The organism is Streptomyces sp. NPDC041796, from assembly GCF_055590785.1.
Genome location: NZ_JBVJAH010000020.1, coordinates 105,267 through 117,767, shown reverse-complemented (window position 1 = coordinate 117,767; position 12,501 = coordinate 105,267). Strand labels below are relative to the sequence as shown.

19 protein-coding genes are annotated in these 12,501 nt (G+C 69.7%); 15 read left to right on the top strand and 4 right to left on the bottom strand.

Features of this window, described 5'->3' with window-relative positions; translation table 11 throughout:
- Positions 1-274: 274 nt before the first annotated feature.
- The gene (locus ACZ6C1_RS31475) at positions 275-736 is read right to left on the bottom strand and encodes a hypothetical protein (RefSeq protein ID WP_469245584.1); all 462 of its coding nucleotides are present in this window, start codon (positions 734-736) and stop codon (positions 275-277) included.
- 219 nt (positions 737-955) lie between these two features.
- Positions 956-1,447, bottom strand: a complete 492-nt coding sequence (locus ACZ6C1_RS31470; RefSeq protein WP_469245582.1) for an ester cyclase — start codon at positions 1,445-1,447, stop codon at positions 956-958.
- Positions 1,448-1,526: 79 nt separating this feature from the next.
- Between ACZ6C1_RS31470 and ACZ6C1_RS31465 the strand changes: the two genes are divergently transcribed.
- Positions 1,527-1,988: a MarR family winged helix-turn-helix transcriptional regulator gene (locus ACZ6C1_RS31465; RefSeq protein ID WP_469245581.1), complete on the top strand. Its 462-nt coding sequence runs from the start codon at positions 1,527-1,529 to the stop codon at positions 1,986-1,988.
- Between the two features lie 85 nt (positions 1,989-2,073).
- On the opposite strand, the gene ACZ6C1_RS31460 is transcribed toward ACZ6C1_RS31465, so the two are convergent.
- Both ACZ6C1_RS31460 and ACZ6C1_RS31455 read right to left on the bottom strand, forming a co-directional pair.
- Complete coding sequence (locus tag ACZ6C1_RS31460) at positions 2,074-2,880, bottom strand: RNA repair domain-containing protein (protein ID WP_469245579.1); 807 nt, start codon at positions 2,878-2,880, stop codon at positions 2,074-2,076.
- Positions 2,881-2,898: 18 nt separating this feature from the next.
- Positions 2,899-3,996 (bottom strand): FAD-dependent monooxygenase, encoded by a 1,098-nt coding sequence (locus ACZ6C1_RS31455; RefSeq protein WP_469245577.1) that lies wholly within the window; start codon positions 3,994-3,996, stop codon positions 2,899-2,901.
- Positions 3,997-4,173: 177 nt separating this feature from the next.
- Between ACZ6C1_RS31455 and ACZ6C1_RS31450 the strand changes: the two genes are divergently transcribed.
- The 14 genes from ACZ6C1_RS31450 to rplN all read left to right on the top strand — a co-directional run bounded on the left by ACZ6C1_RS31450 (position 4,174) and on the right by rplN (position 12,499).
- Positions 4,174-5,115, top strand: coding sequence for a TetR/AcrR family transcriptional regulator C-terminal domain-containing protein (locus tag ACZ6C1_RS31450; RefSeq protein WP_469245575.1), 942 nt, complete (start codon positions 4,174-4,176; stop codon positions 5,113-5,115).
- Positions 5,116-5,199: 84 nt separating this feature from the next.
- Complete coding sequence (locus ACZ6C1_RS31445; RefSeq protein ID WP_469245573.1) at positions 5,200-6,279, top strand: hypothetical protein; 1,080 nt, start codon at positions 5,200-5,202, stop codon at positions 6,277-6,279.
- Positions 6,280-6,751: 472 nt separating this feature from the next.
- A complete protein-coding gene (gene rpsJ / locus ACZ6C1_RS31440) occupies positions 6,752-7,060 on the top strand; it encodes a 30S ribosomal protein S10 (RefSeq protein WP_003948644.1) in 309 nt (102 codons plus the stop codon).
- Positions 7,061-7,073: 13 nt separating this feature from the next.
- The gene (gene rplC / locus ACZ6C1_RS31435) at positions 7,074-7,718 is read left to right on the top strand and encodes a 50S ribosomal protein L3 (RefSeq protein ID WP_361421414.1); all 645 of its coding nucleotides are present in this window, start codon (positions 7,074-7,076) and stop codon (positions 7,716-7,718) included.
- An 8-nt stretch (positions 7,719-7,726) separates the two neighbouring features.
- Positions 7,727-8,377, top strand: a complete 651-nt coding sequence (gene rplD / locus ACZ6C1_RS31430; protein ID WP_031076661.1) for a 50S ribosomal protein L4 — start codon at positions 7,727-7,729, stop codon at positions 8,375-8,377.
- Positions 8,377-8,694 (top strand): 50S ribosomal protein L23, encoded by a 318-nt coding sequence (gene rplW / locus ACZ6C1_RS31425; protein ID WP_064069950.1) that lies wholly within the window; start codon positions 8,377-8,379, stop codon positions 8,692-8,694. Before rplD ends, rplW begins: the two co-directional genes overlap by 1 nt.
- A 41-nt stretch (positions 8,695-8,735) precedes the next feature.
- The gene (gene rplB / locus ACZ6C1_RS31420) at positions 8,736-9,572 is read left to right on the top strand and encodes a 50S ribosomal protein L2 (protein ID WP_018847502.1); all 837 of its coding nucleotides are present in this window, start codon (positions 8,736-8,738) and stop codon (positions 9,570-9,572) included.
- Between the two features lie 12 nt (positions 9,573-9,584).
- The gene (rpsS, locus tag ACZ6C1_RS31415; protein WP_041665437.1) at positions 9,585-9,866 is read left to right on the top strand and encodes a 30S ribosomal protein S19; all 282 of its coding nucleotides are present in this window, start codon (positions 9,585-9,587) and stop codon (positions 9,864-9,866) included.
- Positions 9,867-9,916: 50 nt separating this feature from the next.
- Entirely contained in the window at positions 9,917-10,264 is a 348-nt protein-coding gene (rplV, locus tag ACZ6C1_RS31410; RefSeq protein ID WP_030685471.1) for a 50S ribosomal protein L22, read from the top strand.
- Entirely contained in the window at positions 10,264-11,094 is an 831-nt protein-coding gene (gene rpsC, locus ACZ6C1_RS31405) for a 30S ribosomal protein S3 (protein WP_469245570.1), read from the top strand. The genes rplV and rpsC overlap by 1 nt, the downstream gene beginning before the upstream one ends.
- Positions 11,095-11,099: 5 nt before the next feature.
- Positions 11,100-11,519 carry a 50S ribosomal protein L16 gene (rplP, locus tag ACZ6C1_RS31400; protein WP_030494257.1) on the top strand — a complete coding sequence of 140 codons (420 nt, stop codon included), beginning with the start codon at positions 11,100-11,102 and terminating at the stop codon, positions 11,517-11,519.
- The gene (gene rpmC, locus ACZ6C1_RS31395; protein WP_031076670.1) at positions 11,519-11,743 is read left to right on the top strand and encodes a 50S ribosomal protein L29; all 225 of its coding nucleotides are present in this window, start codon (positions 11,519-11,521) and stop codon (positions 11,741-11,743) included. The genes rplP and rpmC overlap by 1 nt, the downstream gene beginning before the upstream one ends.
- Positions 11,743-12,027 (top strand): 30S ribosomal protein S17, encoded by a 285-nt coding sequence (gene rpsQ, locus ACZ6C1_RS31390; protein ID WP_392223000.1) that lies wholly within the window; start codon positions 11,743-11,745, stop codon positions 12,025-12,027. The genes rpmC and rpsQ overlap by 1 nt, the downstream gene beginning before the upstream one ends.
- A gap of 103 nt (positions 12,028-12,130) precedes the next feature.
- Positions 12,131-12,499 carry a 50S ribosomal protein L14 gene (gene rplN / locus ACZ6C1_RS31385; protein ID WP_003956455.1) on the top strand — a complete coding sequence of 123 codons (369 nt, stop codon included), beginning with the start codon at positions 12,131-12,133 and terminating at the stop codon, positions 12,497-12,499.
- The last annotated feature ends 2 nt before the right edge of the window (positions 12,500-12,501 follow it).

The following is a 12,501-nucleotide window of genomic DNA, read 5'->3' as shown; positions in this document are numbered from 1 at the left end:
GTGGGTCGGTGCCCCCTCGGTAGGGGGCTCGGTGGTGCCCCCCTTTCGTTTTGGGGCCGCGGTCACACACCCTCCGGTACTGCCCGCCCGGGTGGGGGGGGGGGGGGAGGCGACCCCCCCCCCCCCCCCCAAAACGGCAGGGCGCGGCCCTGCTCCCCGTATCTCGCCCACGTCCCGCTTCCCCCGTTTGCGTAACCCACCGCGTTCTGCGGTCGGTTAGACGGAAAATCGGAGGAGCGGGTTGCCCTGATGCCGTGCGGCGTTCAGTCGCCGGTCACTTCAGGGCGTACGTGCACATGCTGGACGAGGCGTCCTTGTCGTTGGCGCCCTTGTTGTCGGCGACCTTCTTGCCGTCGACGGTGATCGCACAGGGCGCCGCCTTCAGCGTGCCGTCGGCAGCCTGCACCGACCCGGGCACCACGGACACCACGGTGCCGACCTTTTTCTCGGCCTCGGTCGTGAACGTGATGGTGGCCGTCTTCTTCCAGGGCAGGGTCACCTGCTCGCCCTTGTTGGTGCCGAGGTTGTAGTACACGAGCGCCGACCCGGTGCCCTGGACTTCGAGGGTGACCTCGTGGCTGACGGGCCCGTCGCCCTTCGCCGCCCCGGACGGCTTCCCGGACGGTGTGTCCGAAGCCGGCTTCGGACTGTCCGCACTGCTGCTGTCGCTGCCACCGCAGCCCGTCAGCAGGGCGGCGGTGAGGACGAGGGCGGTGGTGGTGATGGTCTTGCGCATGCGGATTCCCCCTTGTGGATGACCCGGATGATCATAATTCGAGGGACGCGCGCATCGGGTCGCCGCGGGGAGCCGGGGCCTGCTCGACGGTGCGAACGGACTGTCCGGCGAGGGTGGTTGGCGGTCAGGGCGTCCCGTACGGCGTCGGCGCCGACGTCCCGCCCCGGCCGGGCGACTGCCGGGGCCGGGGGCGGACTTGGTGGTGCACGCCGCTCGCGCCTAAGGGCTGTCGCCTGGCACGTCCGGCACGGACTGGGCCGGGCCGTTCGGTCCGGAGACGGCGCCGAGCTGGGTGAGGCCGGCGAGCACGTCGGTGCAGGTCCAGTACTCGACGAACGTGCCGCCGGAAACCCGCAGGATGTCGTGGCCGCTGAAGGCGATGGTGGTGCCGACCGGCGCCGTGGCCCGGTCGAGGCCACCCGCGTAACGGGCGCGCATCGTCCACCGCGCCGCGATCAGGTCGTTCTGGATGATCGGCCCGACGTCCACGGTGATGGTGATGTCGCCGAACGCCGCCATGGTCTGCTCGATCTCGGGAAGCAGGCGGGCCGGGCCCTTCAGGGCTTCCGAGTCGCTGCCGTCCGGTCGTGCCTGGTGCACGACGAAGTCGGGGTCGAGGATTTCCTGGGCATGGCTGAAGTCGCCGCGCCATAACTCGCACCAGCGGTCGTACAGCTCGTGCATCCGCTCAGCGGGCAGGGTGATGCTCACAGTGTCCCTCCTGAGGAGTAGAATCTGCGTCACACATCATCTGCGTGACGCAGGTAATTGAAGGGTGGATGAAGAGCCCGTGTCAAACCGGAATCGTGCGGAGCTGGTCGCGGCCGTCACCGTGGCCGCCAGACGTCAGCACGCTGCCTACGCCCTCTTCAACCAGGCCATGGCCGACCGGCTGGGGCTGCACCCTACGGATCTGCAGTGCGTCAGCCTGCTCGGTCTCGAACCCGAACCGCTGACCACGGGGGAGATCGCCAAGCTGACCGGCCTGACCTCCGGTTCGGCCACTCGACTCGTCGACCGGCTGGTGCGAGCCGGGCTGGTCGAGAGAAGGCCCGACCCGCACGACCGGAGGAGGACCCGGGTCTCGCTCACCGCGCGGCGTGCTCCGGATGCGGAGGCCGCGTGGGACGCGCCCGGCGCCGCCTTCGCGGGACTCCTCGACGACTTCACCGACGAGGAGCTCGCGGTGATCGAGCGGTACCTGCGCCTCGCCACCGAGGTGGGGTCCGCGCAGGCCGATCGGCTGCGTTGAGGGGTGGCCCAGGGCCGGCCGGGTCTCCCGCCGTTCCGTCGCGGCAGCCGTGACCGCGCCGGTCAGGTGCCCGGGAGACGCCCCCTCAGCCGGCCGCCCACCGCACCTCGCCCGTCCCGAGCGCGACCCTCGCCCGGACCCGCATCGGCTCGTCGCCGCGCCGGGACAGCACCACCACGTCACTCACCCGGGCGGTGAGTGGCCCCCAGGCACCCAGCCGCTCCGCGCACTCGGCGGCGGCCTCGCGGGGGTGGCGGGTGCGGCCCAGGCTCAGGTGCGGGGTGAAGCCCTGATGACGGCCCCCGCAGGAGGGGAAGCGAACGCGCAGCGCCCGGTACAGGCCGGCCCACGGCCGGTCGTCCGCGGCCGCCGGGTCCAGCCACACCGTGGCGCCGTTGCGGTGCCGGAAGGTGTGGACACCGGCGAGCCGCGCCTCGAAGGGGGCGGTCCCGGCCGCCGCCGAGGACAGCAGGGGCGCCGCCCGCGGGAAGTCCTCCTCGGGTACGAAGCCGAAGAGCAGGTTCACGTGCGGCGGCCATCGGTGGATCTGGGGGTCGTGGTCCCGGCGGACGGCCTGGATCGGCGGCCACAGCTCGTCGGGCGGCAGCCACGCGACCGCCGTGCGGGGCGTGGGCGGCACTTCGAGGGCCCGTACCCGCCCGGCGCCGGTCGCGTCGAGCCGGTCCACGCCCCCGGTCCGGTCCCACACCACCTCCCCGTCCGCCTCGAAGAACAGCACCCGGTGCCACGGGATCTCGCCGCCCGGTACGAAGTCGGTCAGGCGTATCCGCTCGGGGCCGCCCTCCCGCAGGCGGATGCCGATCACGAACCGGGCGGGATCGAACCGGGGGTCCCACAGGACCCGGTGGTAGATCTCCTCGCTCGTACGCACGTCCCCACTGTGGCCCGGTCAGCCCTCCAGCGCGATCGCGTTCTTGGCGCGCGTCATCGACTCCTCCGACGCGGGGCCGCCCGGGTTCTCCGTCGCCAGGGCCTGGTTCGCGGCGACGAAGGGCCGCATGCGGGACTCGTACGCGGCGAAGGCCGCCTCGTGGTCGCCGGCCGCCCCCGCCAGCGCGTCCGCCAGGACGTACGCGCCGACCAGGGCGAGGCTCGTGCCCTGCCCGGAGAGCGGGGAGGGGCAGTGGCCTGCGTCGCCGAGCAGGACCGTGCGGCCACGGGACCAGCGGTCCATGTGGATCTGGGCCATCGCGTCGCAGTAGAAGTCCGGGGCCTCCAGCGCGGCCTTCGTCAGCCGGTCGCTCTCCCAGCGGAGGGCGGCGAGCCGCTCCACGATCAGGGACTTCAGGTCGGCACCGCCGTCCAGTGGCCCCGACTCGAAGCCGAAGGCGATGCGCAGCTCGCGGTTGCCGCGTACGGGCATGATCCCGAAGCCCGCGTCACCGTCACGCATCCACAACTGCCAGTCGTCCAGGCCCAGGAAGTTGTCCGCGCTGAACACCGAGAGGTAACTGCCCAGGTGGCGCGCGAAGTTCTCCTCGGGGCCGAAGGCGAGCCGTCGCACGGTGGAGTGCAGTCCGTCGGCGCCGACCACCAGGTCGAAGCGGCGTGACGGGGCGTGCGCGAAGTCCGCGACGATCCCGTCGGCGTCCTCGGTGAGCGCGGTGACGCTGTCGCCGAAGACGTACTCGACGTCGCCGCGCGCCCGGTCGTACAGCAGTCGCGTGAGGTCGTCGCGCAGCACCTCGATGTCGGCGCCGTCCAGCCGGCCGCTGCTCAGGGCGTACTCCGTGGAGCGGTCGATCTCCGTGCCCTCCGCGTCCAGGACCGACATGCCGCGTATCCGGGTGCGGACCTCCCGGGCCTGCTCCAGGACGCCGATGCGCTCGGCCACCTCCAGGGCGACGCCCCGGACGTCGACCGCCTGCCCGCCCGCGCGCAGCCCCGGCGCGCGTTCGACGACGGTGGGCGCGAAGCCCCGGCGGCGCAGCAGGTGCGCGAGGGCGGATCCGGCGATACCGGCACCGGAAACAAGTACGGACTGCATGGTCCAGCTCCCTTCGAGACGGTGTACGCCACTGAATGTACGGCGTACATGCACCCTTGCCAACAGGACATTTGTGCGTGCTGTACTAGGTCAGAGGGGCCGGAATCGAGAACCGCCGCTGCTAGGCTCTGCCCTAGTACAGGCCGGACGGGCCACGAAAAAGAATCGAGGCGGTTCATGGGTGACCAGCCCCCCTACCTCCGCATCGCCGGCGACATCCGGCAGCGCATCGCCGACGGTGACCTCCGCCCCGGCGACCGTGTCCCCTCCACCCGCCAGATCGCCCGCCAGTGGGGCGTCGCCCTCGCCACCGCCACCAAGGCGCTCACCGCGCTGCGCCTGGAGGGTGCCGTCGAGGCGCGGCCCCGTGTCGGCACCGTCGTCGCCGGGAGCGCGTCCACCGAACCGAGGAAGCCACCGGCCCCCGGGCGGACCGCCGAGCCCGAACTCACCCGGGCCCGAGTCGTCCGCGCCGCCATCGAGATCGCCGACGCCGAAGGTCTCGCGGCCCTGTCCATGCGGGGCGTGGCCGCCCGCCTCGGGGTGGCCGCGATGTCCCCGTACCGGTACGTCGGCAGCAAGGACGAGCTGGTCGCGCTGATGGCGGACGCCGCGTACGGCGAGGTCGCCCACCCCGCCGAACCACCGGAGGGCTGGCGGGCCCGGCTCGAGACCGGGGCGCGCGCCATGTGGGAGGTGTGCCGCCGGCACCCCTGGGTGGCCCAGATCGGCCCGCTCACCCGCCCGCTCGTCCTGCCGAACCTGATGACCCACGGCGAATGGGTGCTCCGGGCCCTGGAGGGCATCGGCCTGGACGCCAGGACGCGGTTCGACGTCCACCTGCTGATCTACAGCTACGTCCAGGGCCTCGCCGTCAACCTGGAGCGCGAGGTGCAGGCACAGGCCACGACCGGCCTCACCGAGGACGAGTGGATGGACACCCAGGCGGCGGGGATGCGCGAGGTCGTCGGCTCCGGCCGCTACCCGGCCCTCGCCCGCACCCTCGCCGACTTCGAGGACGGCTACGACCTCGACCTCGACGCACTGTTCGAGTTCGGCCTGAAGCCCCTGCTGGACGGCATCGCGCTCCTCGTGGAAGGTGCCGCCGGGCCGACGTGATGAAATGTTCGCGTCAGCAGCATGGCGGGGGTGGGGACCGTGGGGACGAGCGCGCCGGAGGGGCGGCCCGAAGAAGGGCCGTCCGTGTCCGACGAGGAGTGGGCGCGGTTCCTCCGCGCGGCGGGCCAGGAGGGCGCCGCGGCGGCCGCCCCCAAGGAGCCGTCGGCCGATGAGCGTGCCGCGCGAGCCGCGCGGATCGCCCGCGGCACCCAGCCCGAGGGGTGGCGCACCGGGCCGGCGTGGCGGGAGCTCGACGGTCGCCCGCGCCGGGGCCGGCGCCTGGCCGGGGCGCTGGGACTGCTGCTCGCGGCGGGCCTCCTGGTCGTCGCCGTACGTCCGGAACTGGTCACCGACCGGTTCGGGACCGGGGGCGGGGCCGGGTACGCCGACACCGCCGTGCCCCCGGCGGGCCCGGCCGGCGGCGACACGCCCACGCTCAAGGAGCCCTTCCGGGGCTCGCCCGCGACCGACTGGGCGGACGGCGCCGCGGGGATCGTGGTGCCCCGGGCGAAGGCCGTCGGCGGAATGTCCGAGGATCAGGTCGCCCACGCGCTGAACAGCACCAAGAAGCTGCTCGTCGCCGCCAATCTCGACCCCGCCACACTCAGGGGTGAGCGACCCGAGGCCGCGCTGGAGCTCCTGGACCCGCTCCAGACCGACGGGCGCGCCATGCTGGAGAAGGCCCTCACCGACCCGGGAGCGGACCGGAACCCCCTGTGGGTCTTCAGCCGCTTCGACCCGTCCGAGGTCCGTCCGGCCGGCACCGTGGTGAAGGTCCGGGGCCGGCTGACGTACGAGAAGGGCGACCGGGACGGCGAAGTGCTGGTGCACGCCGACTACACGTTCGTCCACCCGGTGGTGAAGGCGGATCCCGGCGCCACCGAGGTGGCCCGCACCGTCGTGCGCAGACAGATGACCCTCGCCCTGTACGACCCCGCGAAGATCCGTGCGACGCCCGGCAAGCTGAATGTCGTGCGCATGAACGAGAGCGCCGGGAACGACGACTGCTCGCGCGGAGACGACGGCTTCCTGCACCCGCAGTTCATGTCCGACCTGGTGGCAGGGGAGGACGGCGGAGGCACCGGCAGCGAGGTCGACCCCTACGACCGCAGCAAGCCCCTGGACGAGATGTCCCAGGAGTGCGGCACCGTCACCCGCACCTGACACCCAGGATGCGGAACCGGCCGCTCCGCCAGTGGCGGGGCGTGCCGCGGTTTGACAGGGACACCCCGCGGGGTAATCTCTTCGGCTCGATTGGCGTCGGCCGCGACCCGTATGGCAGACTGTCGGGGTTGCTCGGTTGAGTGCCGATGCTGCGCGCCTCCCGCCGGGAGGACCGGAAGCGAGTCCCACAGTACTCGTCGTCCCTGATCAGGGGCGGACGTACGGGAATCTTCCGGGAAGTGTCAGCGGGGCGCCGACCAGGCACCCGGTGGGTGTTCCGCCCCCGGTCCTGCGGTCCTCGGGCCCGCACCCCCTCGGTTGGGAAATCCTTCGGGAGATCTGCGTAGAGGGGATGCGACACGCCCGACCGCGTGGGTCGGAGGAGGGGCTGCGATTCCAAGGCCGCGAGGCCCGGGGAGAAGCGGCCCACCAGGTTCCAGAGCGTTACGAGAGACAGGACTACTGAGTAGCCATGGCGGGACAGAAGATCCGCATCCGGCTCAAGGCCTACGACCACGAGGTCATCGACTCGTCGGCGAAGAAGATCGTCGAGACGGTGACGCGCACTGGTGCGTCGGTCGCGGGCCCGGTGCCGCTGCCCACTGAGAAGAACGTGTACTGCGTCATCAAGTCGCCGCACAAGTACAAGGACTCGCGCGAGCACTTCGAGATGCGCACGCACAAGCGCCTCATCGACATCCTCGACCCCACGCCGAAGACGGTTGACTCGCTGATGCGTCTCGACCTGCCGGCCGGCGTCGACATCGAGATCAAGCTCTGAGGTGACGCGCGAGATGGCTAAGAACATTAAGGGCGTCCTGGGCGAGAAGCTCGGCATGACCCAGGTCTGGGACGAGAACAACCGGGTCGTCCCGGTGACCGTCGTCAAGGCCGGGCCCTGCGTCGTCACCCAGGTCCGCACCAACGACATCGACGGCTACGAGTCGGTCCAGATCGCCTTCGGCGAGATCGACCCGCGCAAGGTGAACAAGCCCCTCAAGGGTCACTTCGCCAAGGCCGACGTCACCCCGCGCCGCCACCTGGTGGAGATCCGCACCGCTGACGCCTCCGAGTACACGCTCGGCCAGGAGATCACCGCTGAGGTCTTCGAGGCGGGCGTCAAGGTCGACGTCACCGGCAAGAGCAAGGGCAAGGGCTTCGCCGGTGTCATGAAGCGCCACAACTTCCGTGGCCTGGGCGCCGGACACGGTACCCAGCGCAAGCACCGCTCGCCCGGTTCCATCGGTGGCTGCGCCACCCCGGGCCGTGTGTTCAAGGGCCTCCGCATGGCGGGCCGCATGGGCAACGAGCGGGTCACCACCCAGAACCTGACCGTCCACGCCGTTGACGCGGAGAAGGGCCTGCTCCTGATCAAGGGTGCGGTTCCTGGTCCGAACGGCGGCCTCGTCCTGGTCCGTACCGCGGCCAAGGGGGCCTGAGGTAACCGATGAGCACCATTGACATCCTTTCGCCGGCAGGCGACAAGGCCGGGACCGTCGAGCTCCCCGCGGAGATCTTCGACGCGAAGACCAGCGTTCCGCTGATCCACCAGGTCGTCGTCGCACAGCTGGCCGCTGCCCGTCAGGGCACGCACAAGACCAAGACCCGTGGCGAAGTCCGCGGTGGTGGCAAGAAGCCGTACCGCCAGAAGGGCACCGGCCGCGCCCGTCAGGGTTCGACCCGTGCGCCGCAGTTCGCCGGCGGTGGCGTCGTCCACGGCCCCGTGCCGCGTGACTACTCGCAGCGCACCCCGAAGAAGATGAAGGCCGCCGCCCTGCGCGGTGCCCTCTCCGACCGGGCGCGTCACTCCCGCATCCACGTCGTCTCCGGCGTGGTCGAGGGCGCGGTGTCCACCAAGGCCGCCAAGACGCTGTTCGGCAAGATCTCGGAGCGCAAGAACCTGCTCCTGGTCGCCGAGCGCTCGGACGAGGCCGCGTGGCTGTCCGCCCGCAACCTGCCCCAGGTGCACATCCTGGAGCCGGGCCAGCTGAACACGTACGACGTGCTCGTCTCCGACGACGTGGTCTTCACCAAGGCCGCCTTCGAGTCCTTCGTGTCTGGCCCCAAGGCCGCTGACAACGAGGGGAGCGAGGCCTGATGGCCGAGATCACCAGCAAGACCTTCTCCGACCCGCGCGACGTTCTCGTCAAGCCGGTTGTCTCCGAGAAGAGCTACGCGCTGCTCGACGAGAACAAGTACACGTTCATCGTGGCGCCCACCGCGAACAAGACCCAGATCAAGCAGGCCGTCGAGGCGGTCTTCTCGGTCAAGGTCACGTCGGTGAACACGATCAACCGTCAGGGCAAGCGCAAGCGCACCCGCACCGGTTTCGGTAAGCGCGCGAACACCAAGCGCGCCATCGTGACCCTTGCTGAGGGCAACCGTATCGACATCTTCGGCGGTCCGACCGCCTAACGGCGGTCTGGATCGTCCGAATATCGGACGAGGACTGAGAAATGGGTATCCGCAAGTACAAGCCGACGACTCCGGGCCGTCGTGGCTCCAGCGTCGCCGACTTTGTCGAGATCACGCGGTCCACGCCGGAGAAGTCGCTGGTCCGCCCCCTGCACAGCAAGGGCGGCCGTAACAACACCGGTCGTGTGACCGTCCGTCACCAGGGCGGTGGCCACAAGCGCGCCTACCGCGTGATCGACTTCCGTCGTCACGACAAGGACGGCGTGCCGGCCAAGGTCGCTCACATCGAGTACGACCCGAACCGCACCGCGCGCATCGCGCTCCTCCACTACGTGGACGGCGAGAAGCGCTACATCATCGCCCCGCGTGGCCTGAACCAGGGCGACCGGGTCGAGAACGGCCCCGGCGCCGACATCAAGCCCGGCAACAACCTGGCGCTCCGCAACATCCCGGTCGGTACCACGATCCACGCGATCGAGCTCCGTCCCGGCGGTGGCGCCAAGTTCGCCCGCTCCGCGGGTGCCTCCGTGCAGCTGCTCGCGAAGGAGGGCCAGATGGCCCACCTGCGCATGCCGTCCGGTGAGATCCGCCTGGTCGACGTCCGCTGCCGCGCCACCATCGGCGAGGTCGGCAACGCCGAGCAGTCGAACATCAACTGGGGCAAGGCCGGCCGCAAGCGCTGGCTGGGCGTTCGCCCGACCGTCCGCGGTGTGGCCATGAACCCGGTCGACCACCCGCACGGTGGTGGTGAGGGCAAGACCTCCGGTGGTCGCCACCCGGTCTCCCCCTGGGGTCAGAAGGAGGGTCGTACTCGTTCTCCCAAGAAGGCGAGCAACAAGTACATCGTCCGCCGCCGCAAGACGAACAAGAAGCGCTAGGAGCGGGTTTAGATGCCGCGCAGTCTCAAGAAGGGGCCCTTCGTCGACGACCACCTGATCAAGAAGGTGGATTCTCAGAACGAAGCAGGCACCAAGAACGTCATCAAGACCTGGTCCCGTCGCTCGATGATCGTCCCGGCCATGCTCGGCCACACGATCGCGGTGCACAACGGCAAGACCCACATCCCGGTGTTCGTCACCGAGTCGATGGTCGGCCACAAGCTCGGCGAGTTCTCGCCGACGCGCACCTTCCGGGGTCACGTCAAGGAAGACCGGAAGTCGAAGCGCCGCTAGTAGCGGGGTGAAAGACCATGACGAACGTGTCAGACACTGAAGGGACAACCATGGAAGCCAGGGCCCAGGCGCGGTACATCCGCGTCACGCCCATGAAGGCCCGCCGCGTGGTGGACCTCATCCGTGGCATGGACGCCACGGAGGCTCAGGCGGTCCTGCGTTTCGCCCCGCAGGCCGCGAGCGTGCCGGTGGGCAAGGTGCTGGACAGCGCCATTGCCAACGCCGCGCACAACTACGACCACACGGACGCCTCTTCGCTGTACATCAGCGAGGCGTACGTCGACGAGGGCCCGACCCTGAAGCGGTTCCGTCCGCGTGCCCAGGGCCGTGCCTACCGGATCCGCAAGCGGACCAGCCACATCACCGTGGTCGTCAGCAGCAAGGAAGGAACCCGGTAATGGGCCAGAAGGTAAACCCGCACGGGTTCCGGCTCGGCATCACCACCGACTTCAAGTCGCGCTGGTACGCCGACAAGCTGTACAAGGACTACGTCAAGGAAGACGTCGCCATCCGTCGGATGATGACGTCCGGCATGGAGCGCGCCGGCATCTCGAAGGTTGAGATCGAGCGCACCCGTGACCGCGTGCGGGTGGACATCCACACCGCGCGTCCCGGCATCGTCATCGGCCGCCGTGGCGCCGAGGCCGACCGCATCCGCGGTGACCTCGAGAAGCTCACGGGCAAGCAGGTCCAGCTGAACATCCTCGAGGTCAAGAACCCCGAGGTCGACGCTCAGCTGGTCGCCCAGGCCGTTGCCGAGCAGCTGTCCTCCCGCGTCTCCTTCCGCCGCGCCATGCGTAAGAGCATGCAGTCGGCCATGAAGGCGGGCGCCAAGGGCATCAAGATCCAGTGTGGTGGCCGTCTCGGCGGTGCCGAGATGTCCCGCTCGGAGTTCTACCGCGAGGGTCGTGTGCCGCTGCACACGCTGCGCGCGAACGTCGAGTACGGCTTCTTCGAGGCCAAGACCACCTTCGGCCGCATCGGCGTGAAGGTCTGGATCTACAAGGGCGACGTCAAGAACATCGCCGAGGTCCGCGCCGAGAACGCCGCTGCCCGCGCCGGCAACCGCCCGGCCCGTGGTGGCGCTGACCGCCCCGCCGGCCGTGGTGGCCGCGGTGGCGAGCGTGGCGGTCGCGGTCGCAAGCCGCAGCAGGCTGCCGGCGCCGAGGCCCCCAAGGCCGAGGCCGCCGCTGCCGCTCCGGCTGAGAGCACCGGAACGGAGGCCTGACCGAAATGCTGATCCCCCGTAGGGTCAAGCACCGCAAGCAGCACCACCCCAAGCGCAACGGTATGTCCAAGGGTGGCACGCAGGTTGCGTTCGGCGAGTACGGCATTCAGGCCCTCACCCCGGCCTATGTGACCAACCGCCAGATCGAGGCCGCGCGTATCGCGATGACCCGTCACATCAAGCGTGGCGGCAAGGTCTGGATCAACATTTACCCGGACCGTCCGCTCACGAAGAAGCCTGCCGAGACCCGCATGGGTTCCGGTAAGGGTTCTCCGGAGTGGTGGATCGCGAACGTCAAGCCCGGTCGGGTGATGTTCGAGCTGTCCTACCCGAACGAGAAGATCGCGCGTGAGGCCCTGACTCGTGCCGCCCACAAGCTGCCGATGAAGTGCAAGATCGTCAAGCGCGAGGCAGGTGAGCTGTGATGTCGGCCGGTACCAAGGCGTCCGAGCTGCGCGAGCTGGGCAACGAGGAGCTTGTCGCCAAGCTCCGCGAGGCCAAGGAAGAGCTGTTCAACCTCCGTTTCCAGGCGGCGACCGGGCAGCTCGAGAACCACGGTCGGCTCAAGTCCGTCCGTAAGGACATCGCCCGGATCTACACCCTGATGCGCGAGCGCGAGCTGGGCATCGAGACGGTGGAGAGCGCCTGATGAGCGAGAGCAACGTGACTGAGAACAAGGAAGCGCGCGGTTTCCGCAAGACCCGTGAGGGTCTGGTCGTCAGCGACAAGATGGACAAGACCGTCGTCGTCGCCGTCGAGGACCGTGTCAAGCACGCGCTGTACGGCAAGGTCATCCGCCGTACGAACAAGCTCAAGGCGCACGACGAGCAGAACGCCGCGGGTGTCGGCGACCGTGTCCTCCTCATGGAGACCCGGCCGCTGTCCGCGAGCAAGCGCTGGCGCGTCGTCGAGATCCTCGAGAAGGCCAAGTAATCGCTTGGGGGGTTTCCCCCAAGTTCGTTCCGCCAGGCTCGGCAGGGGCTGACCTCGTCAGAGGCGCCCCTGCCGGGAACCGGCAGACAATCAGGAGATAGACGTGATCCAGCAGGAGTCGCGACTGCGTGTCGCCGACAACACTGGTGCCAAGGAGATCCTTTGCATCCGTGTTCTCGGTGGTTCCGGTCGCCGCTACGCGGGCATCGGTGACGTCATCGTCGCCACCGTCAAGGATGCGATCCCCGGTGGCAACGTGAAGAAGGGTGACGTCGTCAAGGCGGTCATCGTTCGCACCGTCAAGGAGCGCCGCCGCCAGGACGGCTCGTACATCCGCTTCGACGAGAACGCCGCCGTCATTCTGAAGAACGACGGCGACCCTCGCGGCACCCGTATCTTCGGCCCGGTGGGCCGTGAGCTGCGCGAGAAGAAGTTCATGAAGATCATCTCGCTCGCGCCGGAGGTGCTGTAAGC